The 25017-nt window shown below is 63.1% G+C and carries 21 protein-coding genes; 13 read left to right on the top strand and 8 right to left on the bottom strand.

Going from position 1 to position 25017, the window contains the following annotated elements; translation table 11 throughout:
• Positions 1-11: 11 nt before the first annotated feature.
• The 7 genes from pepP to gcvH all read left to right on the top strand — a co-directional run bounded on the left by pepP (position 12) and on the right by gcvH (position 8169).
• On the top strand, positions 12-1346 hold the full coding sequence (gene pepP / locus BN1188_RS04785) for a Xaa-Pro aminopeptidase (RefSeq protein ID WP_040260240.1): 1335 nt from the start codon (positions 12-14) through the stop codon (positions 1344-1346).
• On the top strand, positions 1343-2566 hold the full coding sequence (gene ubiH, locus BN1188_RS04780; RefSeq protein WP_040260239.1) for a 2-octaprenyl-6-methoxyphenyl hydroxylase: 1224 nt from the start codon (positions 1343-1345) through the stop codon (positions 2564-2566). Before pepP ends, ubiH begins: the two co-directional genes overlap by 4 nt.
• Positions 2563-3837 carry a 2-octaprenyl-3-methyl-6-methoxy-1,4-benzoquinol hydroxylase gene (locus BN1188_RS04775; protein ID WP_052469155.1) on the top strand — a complete coding sequence of 425 codons (1275 nt, stop codon included), beginning with the start codon at positions 2563-2565 and terminating at the stop codon, positions 3835-3837. Before ubiH ends, BN1188_RS04775 begins: the two co-directional genes overlap by 4 nt.
• Positions 3838-3924: 87 nt before the next feature.
• Positions 3925-4926, top strand: a complete 1002-nt coding sequence (locus BN1188_RS04770; protein ID WP_040260238.1) for an extracellular solute-binding protein — start codon at positions 3925-3927, stop codon at positions 4924-4926.
• Positions 4917-6557: an ABC transporter permease gene (locus BN1188_RS04765; protein WP_232430899.1), complete on the top strand. Its 1641-nt coding sequence runs from the start codon at positions 4917-4919 to the stop codon at positions 6555-6557. Before BN1188_RS04770 ends, BN1188_RS04765 begins: the two co-directional genes overlap by 10 nt.
• Before the next feature lie 65 nt (positions 6558-6622).
• Positions 6623-7702, top strand: a complete 1080-nt coding sequence (gene gcvT, locus BN1188_RS04760; protein WP_040260237.1) for a glycine cleavage system aminomethyltransferase GcvT — start codon at positions 6623-6625, stop codon at positions 7700-7702.
• A gap of 86 nt (positions 7703-7788) precedes the next feature.
• Positions 7789-8169 (top strand): glycine cleavage system protein GcvH, encoded by a 381-nt coding sequence (gcvH, locus tag BN1188_RS04755; protein WP_040260236.1) that lies wholly within the window; start codon positions 7789-7791, stop codon positions 8167-8169.
• A 45-nt stretch (positions 8170-8214) separates the two neighbouring features.
• On the opposite strand, the gene BN1188_RS04750 is transcribed toward gcvH, so the two are convergent.
• The 3 genes from BN1188_RS04750 to BN1188_RS04740 form a co-directional block, all read right to left on the bottom strand.
• The gene (locus tag BN1188_RS04750) at positions 8215-8532 is read right to left on the bottom strand and encodes a DUF2388 domain-containing protein (RefSeq protein WP_040260235.1); all 318 of its coding nucleotides are present in this window, start codon (positions 8530-8532) and stop codon (positions 8215-8217) included.
• A gap of 76 nt (positions 8533-8608) precedes the next feature.
• Positions 8609-10372 (bottom strand): GspE/PulE family protein, encoded by a 1764-nt coding sequence (locus BN1188_RS04745; protein WP_040260233.1) that lies wholly within the window; start codon positions 10370-10372, stop codon positions 8609-8611.
• A 107-nt stretch (positions 10373-10479) separates the two neighbouring features.
• Positions 10480-11844 (bottom strand): CYTH domain-containing protein, encoded by a 1365-nt coding sequence (locus BN1188_RS04740; protein ID WP_040260232.1) that lies wholly within the window; start codon positions 11842-11844, stop codon positions 10480-10482.
• A gap of 129 nt (positions 11845-11973) precedes the next feature.
• Between BN1188_RS04740 and argE the strand changes: the two genes are divergently transcribed.
• A complete protein-coding gene (argE, locus tag BN1188_RS04735) occupies positions 11974-13128 on the top strand; it encodes an acetylornithine deacetylase (protein WP_040260231.1) in 1155 nt (384 codons plus the stop codon).
• Positions 13129-13250: 122 nt separating this feature from the next.
• Positions 13251-14549 (top strand): amino-acid N-acetyltransferase, encoded by a 1299-nt coding sequence (argA, locus tag BN1188_RS04730; protein ID WP_040260230.1) that lies wholly within the window; start codon positions 13251-13253, stop codon positions 14547-14549.
• Between the two features lie 90 nt (positions 14550-14639).
• Here argA and gshA read toward each other — a convergent pair whose 3' ends face one another.
• Both gshA and BN1188_RS04720 read right to left on the bottom strand, forming a co-directional pair.
• A complete protein-coding gene (gene gshA / locus BN1188_RS04725; RefSeq protein WP_222860579.1) occupies positions 14640-16193 on the bottom strand; it encodes a glutamate--cysteine ligase in 1554 nt (517 codons plus the stop codon).
• A 278-nt stretch (positions 16194-16471) separates the two neighbouring features.
• Positions 16472-18793 (bottom strand): Tex family protein, encoded by a 2322-nt coding sequence (locus BN1188_RS04720; protein ID WP_040260228.1) that lies wholly within the window; start codon positions 18791-18793, stop codon positions 16472-16474.
• 218 nt (positions 18794-19011) lie between these two features.
• Here BN1188_RS04720 and ompR point away from each other — a divergent pair, with 218 nt between their 5' ends.
• Entirely contained in the window at positions 19012-19752 is a 741-nt protein-coding gene (gene ompR, locus BN1188_RS04715; protein ID WP_040260226.1) for an osmolarity response regulator transcription factor OmpR, read from the top strand.
• Between the two features lie 99 nt (positions 19753-19851).
• A complete protein-coding gene (locus BN1188_RS04710; RefSeq protein ID WP_040260224.1) occupies positions 19852-21162 on the top strand; it encodes an ATP-binding protein in 1311 nt (436 codons plus the stop codon).
• Positions 21163-21179: 17 nt separating this feature from the next.
• On the opposite strand, the gene rimK is transcribed toward BN1188_RS04710, so the two are convergent.
• Positions 21180-22085: a 30S ribosomal protein S6--L-glutamate ligase gene (gene rimK / locus BN1188_RS04705; RefSeq protein WP_040260222.1), complete on the bottom strand. Its 906-nt coding sequence runs from the start codon at positions 22083-22085 to the stop codon at positions 21180-21182.
• Positions 22082-22564: a retropepsin-like aspartic endopeptidase RimB gene (gene rimB, locus BN1188_RS04700; RefSeq protein WP_040260220.1), complete on the bottom strand. Its 483-nt coding sequence runs from the start codon at positions 22562-22564 to the stop codon at positions 22082-22084. The genes rimK and rimB overlap by 4 nt, the downstream gene beginning before the upstream one ends.
• A gap of 200 nt (positions 22565-22764) precedes the next feature.
• On the opposite strand from rimB, the gene BN1188_RS04695 reads away from it, so the two are divergent.
• On the top strand, positions 22765-23166 hold the full coding sequence (locus BN1188_RS04695; RefSeq protein ID WP_040260219.1) for an RNA-binding S4 domain-containing protein: 402 nt from the start codon (positions 22765-22767) through the stop codon (positions 23164-23166).
• Here BN1188_RS04695 and BN1188_RS04690 read toward each other — a convergent pair.
• Entirely contained in the window at positions 23163-23969 is an 807-nt protein-coding gene (locus tag BN1188_RS04690; protein ID WP_040260218.1) for a phosphatase PAP2 family protein, read from the bottom strand. The two genes, BN1188_RS04695 and BN1188_RS04690, sit on opposite strands and share 4 nt — an antisense overlap.
• Before the next feature lie 108 nt (positions 23970-24077).
• Here BN1188_RS04690 and hslO point away from each other — a divergent pair, with 108 nt between their 5' ends.
• On the top strand, positions 24078-24983 hold the full coding sequence (gene hslO, locus BN1188_RS04685) for an Hsp33 family molecular chaperone HslO (RefSeq protein ID WP_040260216.1): 906 nt from the start codon (positions 24078-24080) through the stop codon (positions 24981-24983).
• The last annotated feature ends 34 nt before the right edge of the window (positions 24984-25017 follow it).

Here is a 25017-nt window from a genome sequence, read left to right as displayed (position 1 = left end):
AGCCGCGCCGCATGGTCCAGATTCCCAAGTCCGAGTACGCCCGGCGGCGCAAGGCCCTGATGGCGCAAATGGTGCCCAACAGCATCGCCATCCTGCCCGCGGCGGCGGTTACCGTGCGCAACCGGGATGTGGAGCATGCCTACCGGCAAGACAGCGATTTCCAGTATCTGAGTGGCTTCGGTGAACCCGAAGCGGTGATCGCCCTTATTCCAGGGCGCGAGCATGGCGCCTACGTGTTGTTCTGCCGGGAGCGGGATCCTCTGCGAGAGCTGTGGGACGGCCTGCGTGCCGGCCAGGAAGGGGCGATACGAGACTATGGCGCAGATGATGCCTTCCCTATCGCGGATATCGACGACATCCTGCCGGGCCTTATCGAAGGCCGGGACCGCGTCTACACCGTCATGGGCACCCACCCGGAGTTCGACCGGCGCCTCATGGAATGGGTGAACCAGATTCGCGCCAAGGCCGGCCTGGGCGCCCAGCCGCCCAAGGAATTCGTGGCCCTTGACCACTTGCTGCACGACATGCGGCTGTACAAGTCCGCGGCGGAAGTGAAGGTGATGCGCGAGGCAGCCGCCATCTCAGCCCGCGCCCACCTGCGTGCCATGCAGGCCGCCCGCCCCGGGCTACATGAATACAGCCTGGAAGCCGAGCTTGACTACGAGTTTCGTCGCGGTGGCGCGCGCCTGGCGGCCTATGGCTCCATAGTCGCGGCAGGCCGCAACGGCTGTATCCTTCATTACCAGGAAAACAATGCCCCCTTGCGCGACGGGGATCTTGTACTGATCGATGCCGGTTGCGAACTCGACTGCTACGCCAGCGATATCACCCGTACCTTTCCGGTCAGCGGTGTGTTCTCGGCCGAGCAGCGGGCGATCTATGAGATCGTGCTCCAGGCCCAGGAAGCGGCCTTTGCCCAGATCGCCCCAGGCAAGCATTGGAACCAGGCCCATGAAGCGACGGTACGGGTGATCACCGATGGTCTGGTGCGCCTGGGCCTGCTGCAGGGCGAAGTGGACGAACTCATCGCCCAAGAGGCGCACCGGGCCTTCTACATGCACCGGGCCGGCCATTGGTTGGGCCTGGATGTGCATGACGTAGGTGAATACAAGGTCGGTGGTGAATGGCGGGTACTCGAACCGGGCATGGCGCTTACGGTAGAGCCGGGCATCTATATTTCCCCCCAGAATGAGCAGGTTGCGAAGAAATGGCGGGGCATCGGCGTCCGCATCGAGGATGACGTAGTCGTTACCCGGCATGGCTGCGAGGTCCTCACCGGCGCGGTGCCCAAGGCGATCGACGAAATCGAAGCCCTCATGGCCGCCGCTCGCGGGGCCCGGGCATGAGTCGGCCGGCGCAGGCAGGTAGTGGTCGCTTCGATGTGGCCATCATTGGCGGGGGACTGGTCGGCGCCAGCCTGGCCCTGGCGCTGCAACCTTTGGCACGGGAGCGGGGTTGGAGCATCGTGCTGGTCGAACCCTTCGCGCCCGGCGGTGGCTATCAGCCAAGCTATGACGCACGAAGTTCAGCCCTGGCCTACGGCACCCGCATGATCTACGAACAGCTTGGGGTATGGAGCGCCGTTGCCCAGCGAGCCGAGCCGATTCGGCACATCCATGTTTCTGACCGCGGACGTCTCGGAGCAACCCGCCTCGATGCCACGGAACAAGGGTTGCCGGCTCTGGGCTACGTTGTGGAAAACGCCTGGCTGGGCCAGTGTCTCTGGGCGGCGCTTGATCCTGAGCTAGTGAGCTGGCGTTGTCCGGCCGAAGTGGTGGCCATGGCAGCCGAACCCGAGGGTTATCGGCTGGAACTGGCTGACGATACCCAGTTGCGCTGCACTTTGGCCGTATTGGCCGATGGCGGCAGATCGGGGCTGCGTGACCAACTCGGCATCGAGGTCCAGGTACGAACCTATGAGCAGACCGCGCTGATCGCCAATGTCAGCTTCGATCAGCCTCACGGTGGCCAGGCCTTCGAACGCTTTACAGACGACGGGCCCTTGGCGTTGCTACCGCTGATGGACAATCGCTGCGCCCTTGTGTGGACTCGCAAGCCTGCCGATGCGCAGCGCTTGCAGAGTCTGTCGGAAAAGGAGTTCCTTGGCCAACTGCAGCAGGCGTTCGGCTATCGCCTGGGCCGCCTGGTCCAGGTGGGCGCGCGCAGCCTGTATCCGTTGGCGCTAGCCCAGGCTCAGGAGCAGATCCGTCGGCACCTGGTGGTGCTGGGCAACGCCGCCCATAGTCTGCACCCCATTGCCGGGCAAGGTTTCAACCTTTCTCTGCGGGACGTCCATGCCTTGACGCTCGCGCTTCAGGGTAGCGTCGCCCCGCTGGGAGATCTGGCCACCTTGCAGGCGTATGTCACTGCCCAGGCGCGGGACCAGCGCTTGACCCTTGGCTTTTCCGACCAGGTGACGCGGCTCTTTTCACAACCAGGTCGGCTGATTGCCCAGGGCCGCAATGCAGGACTGCTCGGGCTCGATCTGCTTCCGCCGGCGCGCCAATGGTTCGCGCGGCAGGCCATGGGGCTGGGCACCGGCAGGGCTCCGGAGGTTTTCGAATGAGCACGCGGCAAGCGGCATCGGCCCATGGCCACCCGGAGAGCGTTGCCGATATCGCCATCGTTGGCGCCGGCATGGTCGGTAGTACCCTGGCCCTGGCTTTGGCTGACAGCGGGTTGAAGGTCATCCTGATCGACGGCGGCGACCTTTCCCCCCAACCCTTTCTACCGAAAGCGCCCTTCGAACCCAGGGTCAGCGCCCTCTCTACGGCCAGCCAACGCATGCTGGAGCGGTTGGGCGCATGGCCGGGCATCGTGGCGCGGCGCGCCAGCCCCTACACGGACATGCGGGTCTGGGACGGCAGCGGCACGGGGGCGGTGCACTTCAGTGCCGCCAACGTCCACGCCCATGTGCTCGGACATATCGTCGAAAACTCGGTCGTGCAGGACGCCTTGATCGAGCGCTTGCTCGAACGGGATATCCAGCTGCTTGCCGGGGTGCGCGTCGAAGGAATGCGTCATTCTCAAGACGAGCGCTTGCTGAGCCTGGCTGACGGTTCACAAATCCGCGCCAGCCTCGTGGTAGCTGCCGACGGCGCCAACTCGGCCATCCGTCGGCTGGGGGGCTGCGCCACGCGGGAATGGGATTACCTGCACCACGCCATTGTCACCAGCGTACAGACTGAGCAAAGTCACCGGCGCACTGCCTGGCAACGCTTCGGCGACGACGGCCCGCTGGCGTTCCTGCCCCTGCAGGCCAGCAACGGCGAGCATTGGTCTTCCATCGTCTGGTCGACGACGCCGGACGAAGCCCGGCGGTTGATGGCCCTGGATACCCCCGGTTTCTGCGCAGCCTTGGGGGCTCGCTTCGAATACCGCCTGGGTCGGGTGCTTGGCGCAGATACCCGCCTGTGCATTCCGCTGCGCCAGCGTCATGCCCGGCGTTATGTGGAGCCAGGCCTGGCGCTGATCGGCGATGCTGCGCACACCATCCATCCTCTAGCGGGGCAAGGGGTGAATCTGGGGCTGCTCGACGCTGCGGTCCTTGCCGAAGAGCTGCTGCAAGCCCACAGGCGCGGCGAGCGTCTGGCGGATGTGCGGGTGCTCAGCCGCTATGAGCGACGGCGGATGCCGCACAACCTGGCCTTGATGGCAGCCATGGAAGGGTTCGAGCGGCTATTCCAGGCCGATCCGTTGCCGTTACGCTGGTTGCGCAACACAGGACTGTCCTGGGTCAATGGCCTGTCGGACGCGAAAGCCCTGTTCGTACGCCAGGCACTAGGCCTGGCGGGTGACCTTCCGGCACTGGCACAGAGCAATGTTCCAGCGGAGTAATATCTGGTAACTAGAGCGAATCGACGAGGCTTTGTAGCCGAAAACGCGAATCGCTAACATCCGGGCTTTTCCTAGGGAAGCCCTGTCATGCTGCTTCTTGTTCGCACCATCGCCGGGTTGCTGTTGGCGATGATTGGCGCCACGGCCCAGGCCAATGAAGGCGTGGTCGTCTATTCCTCGCGGATCGACGAGCTGATCAAGCCCGTGTTCGATGCCTACACTGCCGAAACCGGTGTCCCGATTCGCTTCATCACCGACAAGGAAGCCCCGCTGATGCAGCGGATCAAGGCCGAGGGCGCCAACACACCTGCCGATCTTCTGCTCACGGTCGATGCTGGCAACCTCTGGCAGGCGGAACAGATGGGTATCCTGCAGCCATTCACCTCTGCGGTGATAGAGGCCAACATTCCATCCCAGTACCGAGCCGCCAGCCACGCCTGGACTGGCCTGAGCCTGCGCGCGCGCACCCTGGCCTATGCCACTGACCGGGTCCGGCCTGAAGAGCTGAGCACCTATGAGGCGGTGGCCGAGCCCCAGTGGGAAGGGCGTCTTTGCCTGCGCACGGCCAAGAAGGTATACAACCAGTCCTTGGTGGCGTCATTGATCGAGGCGCAAGGGCCAGAGCGAACCGAAGCCATTGTCCAGGGATGGGTGAACAATCTTTCCACGGACGTCTTCTCCGACGACCTCTCGGTACTGCAGGCGATCGCCGCCGGCCAGTGCGACCTTGGCCTGGTCAACAGTTACTACTATGGGCGCCTGCATCGAGAGCAGCCCGAATTGCCGATTCGCCTGTTCTGGCCCAACCAGCAGGACCGCGGCGTGCACGTGAACCTGTCCGGCATCGGGCTAACCCGTCATGCACCCCACCCCCAGGCCGCCAAAGCCTTGATGGAATGGCTGACAGGGCCCAAGGCCCAGGCCATCTTCGCCGAGGTGAATCAGGAGTTTCCAGCAAACCCGGCAGTGCCACCTTCCACCGAAGTGGCGAGCTGGGGCGCCTTCAAGGCTGATGCTGTTCCCGTAGAAGTAGCCGGCAGACGTCAGGCCGAGGCCATCCGTCTCATGGACAGAGCAGGTTGGCGCTGAGCCGGCCCTTGGTGCCAGGGCGCTGGTACTGGTACCTGGTCACGGCGGCGCTTGCCGCCCTGGTGCTGGTGCCGATCGGCGTATTGGTGGCCTCCTGGAAAAGCGTCGACACCGAGATCTGGGCGCATCTCTGGGATACGCAACTGGCGCGGGTGCTGTTCAATACTGCCGTGCTAGCTGCCGGAGTAGGTTGTGGGGTTACGCTGTTGGGGGTTGGCCTGGGCTGGCTGACCAGTGCATGTGACTTTCCAGGCCGCCGTTGGCTGGATTGGGCCTTGATGTTGCCCTTCGCCGTGCCCGCCTATGTGCTGGCCTTCGTCTTTGTCGGCATGTGCGACTTCGCCGGCCCGGTGCAGAGCACCTTGCGAGAATGGTTTGGCCCAGGCTTACGGTTCCCTCCGGTGCGCTCTACAGGCGGCGTCATACTGGTGCTGGTATTGGTGTTCTACCCTTATGTCTACCTGCTGGCCCGTTCGGCCTTTCTGACGCAGGGGCGTGGCTTCGCCGAGGCGGCCCGCCTGCTGGGATGTACGCCATGGCGCGCTTTCTGGCGCATAGCATTGCCGGTGGCCCGCCCCGCCATCGCCGCCGGAGTGGCGTTGGCACTGATGGAAACCCTGGCGGATTTCGGCGCCGTATCCGTGTTCAACTACGATACTTTCACCACGCTTATCTACAAGACGTGGTATGGCTTTTTCAGCCTTGCCAGCGCGGCGCAATTGGCCAGCCTGTTATTGCTGATGGTATTGCTTGGGGTCGGGGTGGAGCGCTACAGCCGTGGCAAGATCGGCGCCAGCCAGGAACGCCCTCGCATTGCCCTATACAAGTTGCGGGGTATTCGCGCCTGGACAGCGAGTGGAGCATGCCTGACGGTTTTCGCTGTGGCCTTTGTGATTCCACTCATGCAACTGGTGCTCTGGTGCTGGCGGCGAGGCCGGTTCGACCTGGACGAGCGTTACCTTGCCCTGGTCGGCCATAGTCTGTACTTGGCCGGGGTGGTGGCGACGCTAGCGGTCACGGCTGCCATGTCGCTGGCGTTGGCCAAGCGGCGCGCGCCTCATCCGGCCGTGCGCCTGGGCGTGAACCTGGCCAATCTTGGCTATGCCATTCCCGGATCCGTGCTGGCAGTCGCCATCATGCTGGCCTTCAGTTATCTGGATTCTGCCTGGATCATTCCCCTGGCGCGTTGGTTCGGCGGGGCGGGAGAGCCTATGTTGCTGGGCAGCCTGGCCGGGCTGTTGCTGGCCTGCCTGGCGCGCTTTCTTACAGCTGCCCATGGGCCGCTGGACGCAGCGCTCGATCGCCTGCGGCCGGCCCTGCCAGAGGCCGCCCGCGGGCTGGGTGTCGGCGGAGCCCGATTGTACTGGCGCGTCCACTTGCCCCTGTTGGCTCCTGCACTATCAAGCGCGGCCTTGCTGGTGTTCGTCGACGTCATCAAGGAGATGCCGGCTACCTTGTTACTGCGCCCTTTCGGTTGGGACACGCTGGCGGTAAGGGTTTTCGAGATGACCAGCGAGGGGGAGTGGGCTCGCGCTTCACTGCCCGCCCTTTCGCTGGTAGCGGTGGGCCTGCTGCCGGTGGTACTGCTGATCCGGCGGTCGGCCCGTGTTCCTGGGATACCGCTCGACTGAGGATGCCAGGCCACCCGCTTGCGGCTACAATGCGGGCCAATCGGAGCCCCGGGAAGGAGAACCCCATGGGATTGCGCACGCCGCTGTATGACCAGCACTTGGCGCTCGGCGCGAAGATGGTCGACTTTAGCGGCTGGGAAATGCCGCTGCATTACGGTTCGCAGGTCGATGAGCATCATGAGGTGCGCCAGGCCTGTGGCGTGTTCGATGTGTCCCATATGGCGGTCATCGATGTGGCCGGGCGGGATGCCCATGGTTGGTTGCGTCGTATCCTGGCCAATGATGTCGACCGCCTCAAGGGCAGGGTACGTGCGTTGTACAGCGCTATGCTCAATCCCTCCGGTGGCGTGATCGATGACCTTATCGTCTACCGTCTCGAAGAGGGTTACCGGCTGGTCGTCAACGCGGCGACTCGAGATAAAGACCTCGCCTGGCTACGTAGCCAGGCCGAAGGCCAGGCGGTAGAGGTCACCGAGCGGGACTCCCTTGCCATTCTTGCAGTGCAAGGGCCCAAGGCACGCGAAGCGGTAGCGCGGGTGGTCGGCGGTTCGCTGGCCGGTCAGCTCGAGCATCTAAAACCCTTCGGCGTCGCCCAGGATGGGCACTGGTTCGTTGCCTGCACGGGCTATACCGGTGAGGATGGCGTGGAAATCATTCTTCCGGCACCTCAGGTTGGCGAACTGTTCAACGAACTGATCGGCGCCGGCATTTCGCCCATAGGCCTCGGTGCCCGGGACACCCTGCGGCTCGAGGCCGGCTTGAACCTCTACGGGCACGAGCTGGACGAAGCCCATTCTCCCTGGGTGTCCAATATGGGCGGTACCGTTGCCCTGGAACCGGTGGAGCGTGATTTTATCGGGCGCGCGGCCCTGGAAGCAGAGCGTGCGGCCGGCCTGGCGGCCCGCCTGGTAGGCCTGGTGCTCGAAGAGCGCGGTGTGCTTCGCGCACACCAGGTGGTCCGGATTCATGATCTCGAAGGCGAAATCACCAGTGGAAGCTTCTCGCCTACCCTGGGCAAATCCATCGCGCTAGCCAGGGTGCCGCGCCAGACGCCAGACCGCGCTGAAGTTGAAATCCGTGGCAAGTGGTACCCTGTGCGAGTGGTTAACCCCACCTTCGTGCGACACGGCAAGATTTTGATCTAGGGTTTGTATCAAGGCCCAGCACACCGAGCCGGGGCCCAGGAACCAACGCCAACCGTGGCATTGCGCCGACCTTTTGAGGATTATCCATGAGCAATATACCCGCCGACCTCCGCTACGCCGAAAGCCACGAATGGGCGCGTCTGGAAGATGACACCGTGACAGTCGGGATCTCTGACCACGCTCAGGAGGCCTTGGGTGATGTGGTGTTCGTAGAGCTGCCCGAGGTAGGCAAGCAGGTCGCGGCCGGCGATCAGGTTGCGGTAGTGGAGTCGGTGAAAGCCGCTTCGGATATCTATGCGCCTGTCAGTGGCGAGATAGTGGAGGTCAACGAGAGCCTTGGTGATTCGCCTGAATCCGTGAATGGCGAACCTTATGGCGCCTGGTTCTTCAAGATCAAGCCAAGCGACAAGGCCGAGCTGGACAAGCTCCTGGACGCTGACGGCTATCGCAACGCCATCGGCGAATGAGACGCTGCCCTTGTGTCAGCCTGGGCTGACGCAAGGGCATTGCACTTACTGCTCTGCAATGGCGTTCTTGGACAGGATGGCGTTTGCCAGGTCCATGTCCGATGCCTGCATGCCCGGATTCTTGGAGCGGATTTCGGCGATCGCTGCCTCCAGGTAAGGGCCACGGATGGCGCCATTGCTTGCGACGAAACTGCCTGCGTCATCCTGGGTAGCGACCACCAGCTTATGGTCGCGAGAGGTCAGGTAGGTAGATCCGGTGGTGGCGCCCGATGACAGCACATTGCGCCAGAAGGTATCCGCCGAGGCCGGGGTCAGGTGCAAGGAAGCCAGCGCAAGGGTGGCTACAGCGAGTTTGAGGCGCATGACAGCGTACTCCGAAAGGTAGTTATGCACTGGCTTTGATGGGCTTTTCGGGGGGCGAGTTCCCAGCGGTGATACATCAGGGCGCAGCCAGGGCTACGCGCATCGCTTCCCCCAGGCTGGTATGTCCCTTGGCGACCAGGCGTGACGCCGCCAGGCTCAACGGCTTCATTCCAGCCCTGGTGGCCAGCCGCCGTATCTGGGTGATGTCCGGTGTCGAACTCACACAACTGGCCAGTTGTTCGTCCATGACGAGCAATTCATAGATGCCAGCCCGTCCATGGTAGCCACAGCCGCCACAGAGGTCACAGCCGTGTGCATCGTAGGTCGCGGCGTGCTTCGGTGGCAGTGCCTCGCCGGCGAGGCACTGCCAGTCCGTTGGGGGTATGGTCCGCTGCACTTTGCAGTGAGGGCAAAGGACGCGCAGCAGTCGCTGGGCCATGACACCCAGCAGGGTCGCGCGAATCAGGTAGCTGGCCACGCCCAGTTCCAGCAGGCGAGTGACGGCGCCGCAGGCATCGTTGGTATGCAGGGTCGAGAGCACCAGGTGACCCGTGAGGGCTGCCTGGACAGCCATGGCGGCGGTTTCGCCATCGCGGATCTCGCCGATCATGATGATGTCCGGGTCCTGGCGGAGCAAGGCCCGTACCCCCTCGGCGAAACCCAGGCCGATGCTGGGGCGTACCTGCATCTGGTTGAAGGCAGGTTCCACCATTTCGATGGGATCTTCGATGGTACAAAGGTTGACCGCACGATCGGCCAAGTGATGAAGGCTGGCGTAGAGGGTGGTGGTTTTACCTGAGCCCGTCGGGCCTGTGACCAGGATGATGCCATTGGGCCTTGCCAACAGGGCCTGCCAACGAAGTAGGTCCTCGGGCTCCAGGCCTAGCGCCGAAAGGCCACGAGCCAGCACGGCCGGGTCGAATAGGCGCATCACCAGTTTCTCCCCCAGAGCCGTTGGCAAGGTGGCCAGGCGCAGCTCCACGGTGGCGCCACCAGGCGCTCGGGTTTTCAACCGACCGTCCTGCGGCTTGCGCTTTTCCGCTACATCCATGCGTGCCAGGGATTTGAGCCGCCCGATCACGGCCAGGGTAACGGGCACGGGCAACTGGTAGGCATCGCGCAACATGCCATCGACACGCAAACGGATGTCGCCCTGAGCCCGCCTGGGCTCGATATGGATATCGCTGGCGCCCTGCTCGAAGGCATAACGCAATAGCCAGTCGACGATCTTGATCACCGGTGCCTCGTAGCTGGCGGCGTTATCCTCCACGGCAGCCGGGGCCACGCAGTTTTCGTCATCGGTGTAGGTCAGACACTGAATGTCATTGGCGCCGCGAACGGATTGGGCCAACTGGAAGGAGTCGTCGATCAGACGTCGCAGTTGCGCGGGGTTCACCAGCACTCGGCGTATGGCCTTGCGTGATACCTGAGCCAGGTCCGCTTCCCATTCACGTATCCCGGGCTGGGCGCAGGCGATGGTAAGGCTCTGTGCATCGCTGGCAATGGCCAGGATCTGATAGTGCCGGGCGAAGGCGGCGGACATGGTGGAGGTGACCAGTTGGCGGTCGAGCTTGAGCGGGTCGAGCCTGAAATAGGGCAGGCCCACTTCAGCGGCAAGCCATGCGCAGAGCGCGTCGAGGCTCAAATGGCAACCCGGGGCGCGGAGGTCCTCGAGGCGAAGCGCGGCGAGGCGCTCCAGGGGATGCAAGGAAGCGTTGGCTTCAGAGCCCTTCAGGGCGAGTTCGGCGGCTCGTTGGTCGATTCGTTCCTGGCGCAGTAGCGCCTCGACCAATGTGGGCAGATCCAGAGGGCTGTCGCCCGTTGAGTTGAGCGTTGGCATGTGGCACATCCTTATGCACAAGTGGGCATCCTTGCCCAACGGAGGAAATGCTACCTCAATGCCTGGCCGCTAGCTGTCCGCAACTGTTAACGTGGGTGTCACTGCTTTCAGCGAGACAGCGCCTTCCATGCCCGGGTCCGGCTGACTACCGCGGCCTGGTCTGCCCGGGGCTGCAGTTGTTCGTCACTCACCGGCAAGCTGGCCAGGTCGTGCAGCTTGTTAAGCTCGCCGTACAGCCGGTCTGCTTCTTCCACCTCCAGCAAATGGCGAGCGTGGTGCAGCCACACCTGAACCCGCTCCAGGCGTGGCAGTTGCTCGGCCAGGTCTTCGGGTTGCTGTTCGTAGCGCTCGAGCTTCAAAGCCTGGGTTTCTTCCTTGAGGAAGTGGGCCAACCAGTTACCCAGCATGGCCTGGCCCTGCCGCTCGCCCCGCTTGGGGCGGTCGACGGTCCAGGCGCGCTCCAGCAGCCAGCGCGAGAAGCTCAAGGAGAAATGGCCCCACCGGGGATCGGTCAACTCCTCCGCGAACTGCTCGGGCGCGGCGGCGCGGACGTCTTCGTCGTCCTGGCCAGCGTCTACCAATGCACGCCAGTCCTCAAGCAAGGCATCCAGGGTCGCGCGCAGGTCGTGAGTGGTGGGGCGCGGCGCGGCCTGGCCCAGGCTGCCCAACAGGGCGCGCAGTTCCACCAGCTGCCGTACCCACTCCTGGAGCAAGCGCCATTGGCCGGTATGCCGGTATTGCTCGGCCAGGCGCTGGCTGCTGCCCAGCAGGTACCAGGCGATGGCCGTGAAGGCGTCATCCAGCGGCTGCTCGGGATCGATCACCGGCGCGGGCACGGAAAGGCTATAGCTACCCGCGTCGAGCAGGCGATAGCCGCGCTCGGCCTTGCTGATGTCGCAGGGCATCAGTGGCAGGGTAGCGGCCAGTTCACAGGCCAGCTCCAGCAAGCCCGCGGGCTCGCCTTCGCGCAATTCCAGTTCCAGCTCGCAGATTTCCTCGGACAGCTTGCCAGCGTTCACGGCACCCAAGTCCAGGGCGGCTTCCAGCACTACCCTTGCCTTGCCGCGGCCCCAGGCGATCTCGGCTTTTTCACGGATGAAATCCGTGGTGAACAGCGGCTTGATGGTCTTCTTGTCCAGCTCGGCCAAGGCGGCTGGCCAGCAGCTGTCGTCCAGCTTTTTCAGGTCCAGCTTCACCTTGCTCAGCGGCCAGTCGAACTCGTTGCGCTCGGACAGGCCCGCGACGCTTTGGCCTCGGGTCTTCAGGGTCTGGATAATGGCATCGCCATCCCGGCGCAGGCGCAGCGCCACCCGTGCCTGGGCCAGGTCGCGCTCAGGGGTGTCGAAGTACTGGTTGGTCAGCTCATGACGAGACCAACCGCTCTTGTTGCGCTTCTTCAGCAAAGGGTGTTCGCGCAATGCAGCCAGGGTTTCACGGCTGACGCGCAGTTTGATTTCGGTTTCTTTATGCATGGCGGGTATATCCGAACGCTGACAAGGCGTAGCGTAGACGCGAAAAGCCGGGCAGTGTACAGCAGTCGTGTGGGCAGCGCCCCAAGGTTGCGCCAGCGGCCTCCACCCTTACGCCTTCGAGGAGCCCAGATGCCGTTTCCTACCCTCAAGGACCGCTTCGCGGCATTGATTGCCGCGCCATCGGTCAGTTGCACCCAGGCCGCGCTGGACCAAAGCAATAGCGAGGTCATTCATCTGCTGGCCAATTGGCTCACCGACCTGGGCTTCGCCTGTGATATCCGTCAGGTGTCGACAGGCAAGTTCAACCTGTTGGCCACCTTCGGCAGTGGTCCGGGCGGGCTGGTGCTTGCTGGCCATAGCGACACGGTGCCCTATGACGAAAAGCTCTGGAACACTGACCCGCTCAGGCTCACCGAAGTGGACGGCCGCTGGATCGGCCTGGGCAGCTGTGACATGAAAGGCTTCTTCGCGCTGATCATCGAGGCCGTGCGGCCCCTGCTGAGCCAACCCTTCCACCAGCCCTTGATGATACTGGCCACCTGTGACGAGGAAAGCTCCATGGCCGGTGCCAAGGCGCTGGTCGAGCAAGGCGCGCCGCTAGGCCGTGCCGCGGTCATCGGGGAGCCTACCGGGTTACGGCCCATCCGCCTGCACAAGGGCGTGATGATGGAGCGTATCGACATCCTGGGCCGCAGCGGCCATTCGTCGGACCCTAGCTTGGGCCACAGCGCACTGGAAGCCATGCACGCGGTAATGGGGGAATTGATGAGCCTGCGCCAGGACTGGCAGGGCCGATACCAGAACGCTCAGTTCGGGGTACCCCAACCGACCCTGAACCTGGGATGCATTCATGGCGGTGACAACCCTAACCGGATCTGCGGGCAGTGTTCACTGGAGTTCGACCTTCGGCCCTTGCCAGGCATGGACCCTGAGGCGTTGCGCGAGGCGATCCGGGAAAGACTGCGACCCTTGGCTGAGCGCCACCAGGTGCGCATCGACTACCAGCCCTTGTTTTCCGAAGTACCGCCCTTCGAAGAGCCTGCGGACAGCGAGCTGGTCATGGTGGCGGAAAAACTCACCGGGCACCGGGCCGAAGCAGTGGCATTCGGTACCGAGGCGCCTTATCTTCAGCAGTTGGGCTGCCAGACCATCGTATTGGGCCCTGGAGACATCGCTTGCGCGCACCAGCCAGGCGAATTCCTGGAAATGTCACGTTTGGCCCCTACGCTGCGTCTGTTGCAAACGCTTGTAGAACATTACTGCCTGAGGCCGCCTCAGGCTTGAGCGCCGGGAAGCCGGCAAACCCATTGAAAAAGGAGAATCGCGCGTGTTGCCAGGCCAGTTACGACGATAACCGTCCCCCTTCCGCGCCCATCTTCCTTCCCCCTTTTTCGACAGGCCGCTCAATGCCCGAATACGTCAATTGGCTTCGCCACGCTTCGCCTTACATCAATGCTCACCGGGACTGTACCTTCGTCGTCATGCTGCCAGGCGACGGCGTTGAACACCCCAACTTCGGCAATATCGTTCACGACCTGGTGTTGTTGCACAGCCTGGGGGTGCGCCTGGTGCTGGTGCACGGCTCCCGTCCGCAGATCGAAACCCGCCTCGCCGCGAGGGGCCTGACGCCGCACTATCACCATGGCCTGCGTATCACCGACGGCCCTACCCTGGAGTGCGTCATCGATGCGGTGGGGGCATTGCGCGTGGCAATCGAGGCACGGCTTTCCATGGACATGGCTTCTTCACCCATGCAGGGCGCGCGCTTGCGCGTGGCCAGCGGCAATCTGGTCACGGCCCGGCCGATCGGCGTGGTCGAAGGCGTGGATTATCACCATACCGGTGAGGTGCGCCGGATCGACCGCAAGGGCATCAATCGCCTGCTGGACGAACGCACCATCGTGCTGCTTTCTCCCTTGGGATACTCGCCCACCGGCGAGATTTTCAATATCGCCTGCGAAGACGTGGCGACTCGCGCGGCCATCGACTTGGCGGCCGACAAACTGTTGTTGTTCGGCGCCGCGCCCGGGCTACTCGACGCCAGGGGGCAACTGGTGCGCGAGCTGCGTCCCCAGCAGGTGCCGACCCATCTTGAGCGGCTGGGTAGCGACTACCAGGCCGAGCTCCTCGATGCCGCCGCCGAGGCATGCCGGGGCGGAGTTGCGCGCAGCCATATCGTCAGCTATGCCGAAAACGGCGCATTGCTCACGGAGCTATTCACCCGTAACGGCGGAGGCACCCTGGTGGCCCAGGAACAGTTCGAACAGATTCGCGAGGCCAATATCGAGGATGTCGGCGGCTTGATCGAGCTTATCAGTCCGCTGGAAGAGCAGGGCATCCTGGTGCGCCGCTCCCGCGAGGTATTGGAACGGGAAATCGAACAGTTCAGCGTGGTGGAGCGTGAAGGAATGATCATCGCTTGCGCCGCGCTCTATCCCATCGCCGACTCCGAGGCGGGGGAGCTTGCCTGTCTGGCCGTGAATCCTGAATACCGCCATGGCGGGCGTGGGGACGAGCTGCTCGAGCGCATCGAGGCCAGGGCTCGGCAGCAAGGCTTGAAAACGCTCTTCGTGCTTACCACCCGTACGGCTCACTGGTTCAGGGAGCGCGGCTTCAGCCCAAGTGGGGTAGAACGCCTGCCGGCGGCGCGAGCGTCTCTCTACAACTACCAGCGCAACTCGAAGATTTTCGAAAAAACCCTCTAGCCCACACGGTCATTGCGTTCGACGGTTTCAACGCCGTCGTCGCCGCGCAGGGCCATGCTGGCCCGCGCGGCTGATCGCACGCCACTCAGATCACTGGCTGATTCCGAGAATGCTGGCCTGGTAGGCAGCCACGAACAGGTCGAACTCGCCTACTTCCTGGCCTTCCAGGTCTCGCTGCTGTGCCAGCGACGCTTGCGCCTGGGCTTCGAAGGCCGCGCGCGCCTCGCTGGAAAGGGCAGATGAGCGGAAATAATCGGCATGGGCCTGGGACAAGCGCAAGGAAAATTCCGTGAAGCTTTCCTGGTTGGCCGTCATCCGCGCCAATACCTGGGCTGAAGCGGTCAGGGACGGGTCCTGGACCTTGGCCCGCTGGGCGGTGAGCGCCTTGGCGTGTTCATCCATGCCCTGGCTGCGATCGAGCAGGTCGGCCAGGGGAGCAATGGCCGTGAGCAACTCCTCGGCCCATTGGCTGAGGCTGATCGCCGCGCCATCGCGTTGCAGTTCCAGGCCAGGTCGGCGGCCCTCCTTGACCACCTTGAGGAAGTTGTCCGTGCAGTCGCCGCAGGTTTGCCGGTCGAGCATGGGGCTGCTTTCCAAGGCGCAATACAGCAGGAAAGCGTCCAGGAACCTTGTTTGTGGCAGGTCGATCCCGGTGGGAAGGAAGGGGTTGATGTCCAGGCAGCGGACTTCCACATACTGAACGCCGCGGGCGACGAGCGCCTGGATGGGGCGCTCGCCGGTATAGGTGACACGCTTGGGCCGGATGCTGGAGTAGTACTCGTTTTCGATCTGCAACACGTTGGTGTTGAGCTGCACCCACTCCCCGTCCTTGTGGGTACCGATCTCCACATAGGGCGGATAAGGCGTGGCTACCGCCTGGCGCAGGCTTTCAGTGTAGCTCTGCAGATCGTTGTAGCAAGGCGTGAGGCCAGCCTGGGCATTGTTCTGGTAGCCCAGGTCACTCATTCGCAAGCTGGTGGCATAGGGCAGGTAGAGCGTGTTGGGCCCGAGGGTTTCCAGACGGTGGGAACGGCCCCGCAGGAAGCCGCTGTCCAGGGCTGGAGAGGCGCCGAACAGATACATCAACAGCCAGCTGTAGCGGCGGAAGTTGCGGATCATCCCGATGTAGGCCGCGGATTGGAAATCCCGGTCGCTTCCCTCGACACCTTCCTGGGCACGCAGAAGAGGCCAAAGCGCTTCGGGCAGGGAAAAGTTGTAGTGAATACCGGCGATGCATTGCATGGTTCGGCCATAGCGTACCGCCAGGCCCTTGCGATAGACATGCTTGAGCTGGCCGATATTCGAGGTGCCGTACCAGGCGATCGGGATATCTTCTTCGGCAGGCAGGGGGCAGGGCATCGAAGGGCCCCATAGCAGCTCATCGCCAAGAGCCGTATAGGCAAAACGATGGATGCTGTCGAGGCTTTCCAGGGTCTGGGCGGGGTCGGCCAGCGCGGGCGTGATGAATTCGAGCAATGCTTCGGAATAGTCCGTGGTGATCTGCTCGTTGGTCAGCGCCGAACCGAGTGCCTCCGGATGTGGCGTTTGCGCCAGCCGGCCGTCCCGGGTTACACGCAGGCATTCTCGCTCGATCCCATGCAGGCACTGCTTGAGCAGGGGCAGGTTGGCAGGCTCGCCCAGCATATGCAGGCGCCGGTTTAGAAGTTCGCTCAAGTTGATGTCCTTACGCGTCGATCGCCCCGATATGGGGATGGTCGTGACGTTCTGCAAGGTCGAAGCGGCGCCCGATCGATAAGGCCGCTTCGCCACGGCCGCGTCGGGTTGCCATTCGGCATTGCCTCATGCTTGCCGAACTTACCCCAGTTCGCTCGGCTGAGCTATAGAAACGCCGATGGTCGACCAGGGGCAAACGCTGGCCGGGCTTGGGCGCCTCCCACCGCTGGGAGGCGCCGTGGGACCCTTCAGCGCTTCTTCAGCTGTTTCGCATTGGCGAAGAGATTGGCCATTGCACCGGCACTTGGCGCGGCCGCGGCGTTTTCCCGAACCTTGGGCGCGCCTGACGAACGGTTGCTGCCGGAGCGGTTGCCAGCACGCGGACCATCGACCTTCTCACCTGGCGTATCACTCATGCGCATGGACAGGCCGATGCGCTTGCGCGGGATATCGACTTCCATCACCTTGACCTTCACCACGTCGCCGGCCTTGACCGCTTCACGGGGATCCTTCACGAATTTCTCGGAAAGGGCCGAGATATGAACCAGGCCGTCCTGGTGCACGCCGATATCTACGAAGGCACCGAAATTGGTGACGTTGGTGACCACGCCCTCGAGCACCATGCCCGGTTGCAGATCCTTCAGGTCCTCGACGCCCTCCTGGAAGGCTGCAGTCTTGAACTCCGGGCGAGGATCGCGGCCAGGCTTGTCCAGTTCCTTGAGGATGTCAGTGACCGTCGGCAGGCCGAAGGTTTCGTCGGTATAGCGGGCCGGGTCCAGGCGGCGCAGGAAGGCGCTGTCGCCGATCAGCGAGCGGATGTCGCGGTCGGTCTGGGCGGCGATCCGCTGCACCAGCGGGTAGGCTTCCGGGTGTACCGCCGAGGCATCCAGGGGGTTGTCTCCATTCATGACGCGGAGGAAGCCGGCCGCCTGCTCGAAGGTTTTCTCACCCAGTCGGCTGACCTTCTTGAGTTCGGCGCGGCTGCGGAACGCGCCATTGGCGTCACGATGAGCCACGATGTTCTGGGCCAGGGTAGCGTTCAGTCCGGAGATGCGTGACAGCAGGGCGACCGAGGCCGTGTTCACATCCACCCCCACAGCGTTCACGCAGTCCTCGACCACCGCATCCAGGCTGCGGGCGAGCTTCACCTGGGAGACATCATGCTGGTACTGGCCGACCCCGATGGATTTGGGGTCGATCTTCACCAGCTCGGCCAGCGGATCCTGAAGGCGACGGGCGATGGACACCGCGCCACGCAGGGAAACGTCCAGGTCGGGGAATTCCCGCGCGGCCAGTTCGGACGCCGAATACACCGAAGCTCCCGCCTCGGACACCATGACCTTGGTCAGCTTCAGGCCCGGGTACTGCTTGATCAGGTCGGCGGCCAGCTTGTCCGTCTCACGGCTGGCGGTGCCGTTACCGATGGCGATCAGGTCTACCTGGTGGCGGGCACAGAGGGCGCCGAGCACGGCAAGGGTCTGGTCCCACTGGTTCTTGGGCACGTGCGGATACACCGTGGCGGTATCCAGCAACTTGCCCGTGGCGTCCACTACCGCCACCTTGCAGCCGGTACGCAGGCCCGGGTCCAGCCCGAGGGTGGCCCGAGGGCCTGCCGGGGCGGCAAGCAGCAGGTCGTGCAGGTTATGGGCGAAGACATTGATGGCTTCGGCCTCGGCCTGCTCACGCAGCTCACCGAGCAGGTCGTTTTCCAGGGAGGTGTACAGCTTGACCTTCCAGGTCCAGCGCACGACCTCGCCAAGCCATTTGTCCGCCGGACGGTTCTGGTTCTTCAGGCCGAAGTGTTCGGCCACCATCAGTTCACAGGGGTGCAGGGTACCCGGAAGCTCCTCGCCCACTTTCAGCGATACGCTGAGGATGCCCTCGTTGCGCCCGCGGAAGATGGCCAGGGCGCGATGGGAGGGCGCGGCCTTGAGGGGTTCGTCGTGCTCGAAATAGTCGCGGAACTTGGCACCTTCCTCTTCCTTGCCCGGCACGATGCGCGCCGCGAGGGTGGCCTGCTCGCCGAGGAACTGGCGGACCTTGCCCAACAGGGCGGCGTCTTCGGCGAAACGCTCCATCAGGATGTACTTGGCGCCTTCGAGCACCGCGCGGTTGTCCGGGTAGCCTTTCTCGGCATCGACGAAGCGGGCGGCCTCGGCCTCGGGGGCCAGCATGGGGTCGCCCAGCAGCGCGTCGGCCAGCTCGCCGAGGCCGGCCTCCAGGGCGATCTGCCCTTTGGTGCGGCGTTTCTGCTTGTAGGGAAGATAGAGGTCTTCGAGGCGGGTCTTGGTGTCGGCCTGGCGAATGTCACGCGCCAGCTCAGGGGTCAGTTTGCCCTGCTCCTCGATGCTCGCCAGGATGCTGGCGCGGCGTTCGTCCAATTCCCGCAGGTAACGCAGACGCTCTTCCAGGTGGCGCAGCTGGGTGTCGTCGAGGCTGCCGGTCACTTCCTTACGGTAACGGGCGATGAAGGGCACCGTGGAGCCTTCGTCGAGCAAGGCCACGGCGGCTTCGACCTGTTGCGGGCGCACGCCCAGTTCTTCGGCGATGCGGCTGTTGATGCTTTCCATAAAACCACCTGAATGCTGTGATGCCGGCGCCCACGCGGGCGGAGAACGAACCAGCCGGCACTTGCCGACGGTAAAAGCGTCGCATTATAACCAGCCGGGCGTGGCCAGGGGCCGTGTCGGCACATTTCCCCCAGGGCCGGGAAAAATCTGCTAACAATGCCTCGAGCACGTCCAACGGCGGCTGCGCCATAATGCGCGCCGATAGCAAAGGAGTTCCCATGAGCAGCACCGCCCAAACCAACGAAGGGGAAAAAATCCTCATCGTGGACGACGACCCGAAACTGAGCAGCCTGCTGGAGCGCTTCTTCACCACCAAGGGCTATCGCGCACGCGCCGTACCCAACGCCGAGCAGATGGATCGCCTCCTTAGCCGCGAAGTCTTCAACCTGGTCGTGCTGGACCTGATGCTACCCGGTGAAGACGGGCTGTCGGCCTGCCGTCGGCTACGCAGTGCCAACAATCAGGTCCCTATCATCATGCTCACCGCCAAGGGCGACGAGTTGAGCCGCATCAAGGGCCTCGAGCTGGGCGCCGACGATTACCTGGCCAAGCCTTTCAATCCGGACGAACTCGTTGCCCGGGTCAAGGCCGTGCTTCGTCGACAGTCCACTCCTGTTCCGGGTGCTCCGGGCGTGAACGACGAAGTGGTGACATTCGGGGATTACCAGCTTTCCCTGGCCACTCGCGAGCTCACCCGTGGCGATGAAGTCCACATGCTGACAACAGGCGAGTTCGCGGTGCTCAAGGCGCTGGTGACCCATGCCCGCGAACCTTTGACGCGAGACAAGCTCATGAGTCTTGCCCGTGGGCGCGAGTGGGACGCCCAGGAGCGCTCCATTGATGTACAGATTTCCCGGCTGCGCCGGATGATCGAGCCGGATACGACCAAGCCTCGCTACATTCAGACGGTCTGGGGCGTCGGCTACGTTTTCGTTCCGGATGGCAATTCCGGCAAGTGACAGGTTCAAGGCAGTGGACAGGCGGTGCCACAGGCAGCGCCTGCCTTTTTTTGCGGTACTGGGTGGCTCGGCTCGTGGCACCAAGGTAGGCTGGCACTCATGAAAGCACCGGTATGGTTCCCCCAGAGCTTCTTCGCTCGCACGCTGTGGCTGGTGCTGGCCGTGGTGTTGTTTTCCAAGGCGCTGACGCTGGTCTATCTATTGATGAACGAAGATGTTCTCGTGGATCGCCAGTACAGTCACGGCGTGGCCCTGACCCTCAGAGCCTACTGGGCGGCCGATGAACAGAACCAGGAGCAGATCGCCAATGCCGCGGGGCTGCTCAGGGTTGCCGGCGATGCGGTGCCCGAGGGTGAGCAGCATTGGCCTTACAGTGAGATCTATCAGCGCCAGATGCAGGCCGAGCTGGGCGAGGATACCGAGGTTCGCCTACGGGTGCATGCGCCGCCCGCCTTATGGGTGCGGGCGCCGAGCATCGGGCCGGATTGGCTGAAGGTGCCGCTGTACCCCCACCCCCTGCGCGGGCAGAAAATCTGGAGCGTGCTGGGGTGGTTCCTGGCCATCGGTCTGTTGTCCACCGCATCGGCCTGGATCTTCGTCCGTCAGCTCAACCAGCCCCTCAAGCATCTGGTGTTCGCCGCCCGCCAGCTTGGCCAGGGCCGCAGCGTTCGCTTGCCGATCAGCGACACGCCCAGCGAGATGACCGAGGTGTACAGCGCTTTCAACCAGATGGCCGAAGACGTGGAGCAGGCCACTCGCGAGCGTGAGTTGATGCTGGCCGGGGTTTCCCATGACCTGCGCACTCCCCTGACCCGTTTGCGACTCTCCGTGGAACTGATGAGCAGCGACAATGAGTTCGCCGAGGAAATGGTCCGGGATATCGAGGACATGGACGCCATCCTGGACCAATTCCTAGCCTTCATTCGCGATGGCAGTGATGAAAACATGGAAGAAACGGACCTTGGTGCCCTGGTGCAGGAGGTGGTGGCCGCGTTCAATCAGCCAGAGGTCAGGATACGGCTGTGCCTGGAGCCGATCCCGCCGTTTCCGCTGCGACGAGTATCCATCAAGCGCCTGCTCAACAACCTGATCGCCAATGCCCTGTACCACGCCGGTACCGGGGTGGAGGTCGCGGCCTTCGTTTCCGGCGACTCGAGTGCGCCCTATGTGGTACTGAGTGTCCTGGACCGTGGCGAGGGCATAGACCCTCAGGAATTCGAAGGCATCTTCAATCCCTTCACTCGTGGCGGGCGAGCGCAAAGCAAGGGAACCGGTTTGGGACTGGCCATCGTCAAGCGCATCGCTTCGATGCACGGCGGCAATGTGGAGTTGCGCAACCGCGCCGGGGGTGGGCTGGAAGCACGGGTTCGCTTGCCATTGAACCTCATGCTTCCACGGGACGCGGTCTGACCTTGCATGCGAGGGCTTCAGCCCTTGCCCCGGGTCCGGGTCAGATTAGGTCCGCTGTTCTTTTCCAGATGCTCGATGATCATGGCCGCGACGTTCTTGCCCGTGGTGGTCTCGATGCCTTCCAGCCCAGGCGAGGAGTTGACCTCCATGACCAGCGGCCCGTGGTTGGAGCGCAGGATGTCCACGCCAGCAACGCTCAGGCCCATGACTCTGGCCGCCCGGATGGCCGTCATGCGTTCTTCCGGGGTGATCTTGATCAGGCTGGCGCTGCCGCCACGATGAAGGTTGGAGCGAAACTCCCCAGGCTTGGCCTGCCGCTTCATGGAGGCAATCACTCGGTCGCCCACTACGAAGCAACGAATATCCGCGCCGCCGGCTTCCTGGATGTACTCCTGCACCATGATGTTCTGTTTCAAACCCATGAAGGCTTCGATCACCGATTCGGCCGCCTTGGTGGTTTCGCATAGGACAACGCCTATACCCTGGGTACCCTCCAGCACCTTGATGACCAGCGGAGCCCCATTGACCATACGGATGAGGTCCGGGATGTCGTCCGGCGAATGGGCGAAGCCGGTGACCGGCAGCCCCACACCCTTGCGTGACAACAGCTGCAGCGAGCGCAGTTTGTCCCGGGAGCGGGCAATGGCCACGGACTCGTTGAGCGGGAAGACGCCCATCATTTCGAACTGGCGCAGCACGGCGCAGCCGTAGAAGGTCACCGAAGCGCCGATGCGTGGAATGACAGCATCGAAGCCTTCCAGCGGCTTGCCGCGATAGTGGATCTGCGGCTTGTGGCTGGCAATGTTCATGTAGGCCCTGAGCGTATCGACCACCACCATTTCATGGCCGCGCTCAATACCGGCTTCAACCAGCCGGCGGGTGGAATACAGGCGCGGGTTGCGCGAAAGCACAGCGATCTTCATTGAGCACCTGAGGCAGTGGAGAGGGAGGCCGGGGACACCGGCTTGTCCTGGACATAGGCAGCGCCCGGGTTGACCACGAGTTGGCCGGCCACCAGCGCCTTCGAGCCCAGCAACAGGCGATAACGCATGGCTTTGCGACAGGCGAGGGTGAACTCCACCGGCCATACATGATCGCCCAAGGCCAGCAACGTGCGAATGACGTAGCGGGTTTGCGCGACTCCATTGGAGCTTTTTATCGTTTTTATCGCCACCAATGGCGCTTCGCAGCGCCGATGGCGCAGCTGGACCACCGAGCCCAGATGGGCATTGAAGCGCACCCAGCGTTGACCATCGCGCTCAAAGGGTTCGATTTCGGTGGCATGAAGGCTGGAAGTACTGGCGCCGGTATCGATCTTGGCGCGCAGGCCGGCCACGCCGAGTTCGGGTAGGGCGATCCATTCACGTAGGCCAATCACGGTAAGGTGGTCGAAAGTTTTCAAGGGTATCGCCCGAAATAAACGCACTGAACACGCCCGCCCAGGCAAGCCTGGATAGGGGCTTGCCTATGCATAGACCGCGCCGACTCGCTGATTGCGCCGTCGGGCGTAGCCGTTTGGCGCACTGTAAACAAAGCCGGCCTGCGTTGCATCCGGCCGCGAGGGTAGTAGAGTGAATGGATGTTTCGAAATGAGGTCAGGTAGTGGCACAGCAAGCTGAGCACGATGACAAGGTTCGTTTGGATAAGTGGCTATGGGCGGCGCGGTTCTTCAAGACCCGAGCACTGGCCAAGGCAGCGATCGAAAGTGGCAAGGTGCATTGCCGGGGCGAACGGTGCAAGCCTGGCAAGGAACCGCGCATAGGCGATGAGTATCAGGTCCGAACCGGCTTCGACGAGCGCACAGTAGTGGTCAAGGCGCTATCGGATGTCCGGCGTGGCGCTCCTGAAGCCCAGCAATTGTACGCCGAGACCGAGCAGAGCATTGCCCGGCGCGAACAGGCCGCGGCCATGCGCAAGGCCGGGGCGCTGGGCGTCAGTTCCGATGGCAAGCCTACCAAGAAGCAGCGCCGACAACTCTTCCAGTTCCGTACCGGGGCTGATTAGGCCGGTTGTAGCCCAACGATGCTCAGGCGGCGCAAGCCTGGTACCTCTGCCAGCATGCCGAACAGCGGTGCGGTGGCCTTGACCAGCCAGGCACTGGCATGCGCTGCGAGCGGGGTATGGCACGACCAGCCCAGGGCGAGGAGGGCCATGATCATCCCGCCGATGTAGTCGTCCTGGCCCCAATGCGCACCAGCGACCAGCCGCGGCATCATGAAGAGCAGCGCAAGGCCCCAGATCACTACCCGCTGGCTGGCACGCTGGCTGAAGAAACTCATATAGAACGCCCAGATCAGCAGCACTGAGGCATGGTCGCCCGGGAAGCTGGAGCTGGATTGATCCTTGAGTTCCCAAGCCTTTTCGAGGTGAGGGTACCAGTCGCTCAAATGCACCGCGCCTGGCAGCACCAGGGTTGGGCTGTCATGCTGCCAGCCCATGGCATCGCACCATCTGGAGAACAGCGCCCGGACCACCAGCAGCAATACCAGCGTGGCGATGAACCCCCAGAATGCCTGGCGCACCTGGGCTGCCTTGAAAACCCAGTCGCCGCGAATCAGCAGCACCAGTAGAATGATGCCCACCACGGCATCGAATGGGCGCAGGCTGCCTAGAGTCCATATATACCGCCACGCGGTGTGAGTGGCCAAGGGATGGTTGAGCAGGGCATAGAGCCCTTCGTCGAATGCGTCGAAGGCAGCGTGCCCGGTGGGCCACAGCCACAGGCAAAGCAATGCCGCCGCAACCAGGTTGCACAAGGCAAGCCCAGGCAGGTTCCAGCTTGTCCGGAACAGAGCCGGTTTGTTCATATAGACCTCTATCACGCGATATCCCTGCACCTGTCGGTGCTTCGCAATCGATGCGTTCGTGTTAACCGTCGATACACATTTTGTCATCTTTCTGTGGTAACCGAACCTATGGACGATTTCCCGAATACTGATTTCACTCAACGTTTCATCTTCGACGAGGCCGATGTGCGCGGCGAAATGGTCGTGGTGCAGCATAGCTATGGCGAAGTCCTGGCCCGCCATGCCTATCCCGCGCCTGTGGCCAGGCTGCTGGGTGAGTTCATAGCGGCGGCGACGCTGCTGGCCGGTACGCTCAAGTTCGAAGGGATACTGGTACTACAGGCCCGCTCCGATGGCCCGGTGCCGCTGCTGATGGTGGAATGCTCCAATACCCTGGGCGTGCGCGGCCTGGCCCGTTATGACGCAGCCTCCATGGGCGAGCAGGATGGTCTGCAGGCGCTCATGCCGGACGGAACCCTGGCGATGACCATCGACCCTACGCAAGGGCAACGCTACCAGGGGATCGTCGCCCTGGATGGCCACGACCTGGCCGCCTGCTTCTCCAATTACTTCGCCTTGTCGCAACAGCTGGGGACCCGCTTCTGGCTGCAGGCTGACGGTCAACGCGCCCGTGGCATGCTGCTCCAGCAGTTGCCAGTGGACAAGATTCGTGATTCCGAAGAACGGGCGGCCAATTGGCAGCATCTGGTGACCCTGGCGGATACGCTCAAGACCGAAGAAATGCTTACCCTGGCCAACGAAACGCTGCTGCATCGCCTGTATCACGAAGAAGAGGTGCGGCTGTTCGACCACCAGCCGATTGCTTTCCAGTGCACTTGCTCGCGCGAGCGCTCTGGCCGTGCACTGATCAGCCTGGGAGAAGAGGACGCCATGGCGTTGCTGGCGGAGCAGGCCACGGGCGTGGTAGAGATCGACTGCCAATTCTGCAACCAACGATATTTGTTCGACGCGGCGGATATCAAGCAACTATTTGCTGGCGGTGGGGTCGATGCAGCGTCAGATAGTCGTCACTGAACAGTTTCAGCAGTGTAAATAGGGCTGTGAGCGC

The sequence above is a fragment of the Pseudomonas massiliensis genome (assembly GCF_000826105.1).
GTDB classification, from domain to species: domain Bacteria; phylum Pseudomonadota; class Gammaproteobacteria; order Pseudomonadales; family Pseudomonadaceae; genus Aquipseudomonas; species Aquipseudomonas massiliensis.
Note: the sequence above shows the minus strand (reverse complement) of the source record. Positions and strands in the feature narration are given on the sequence as shown.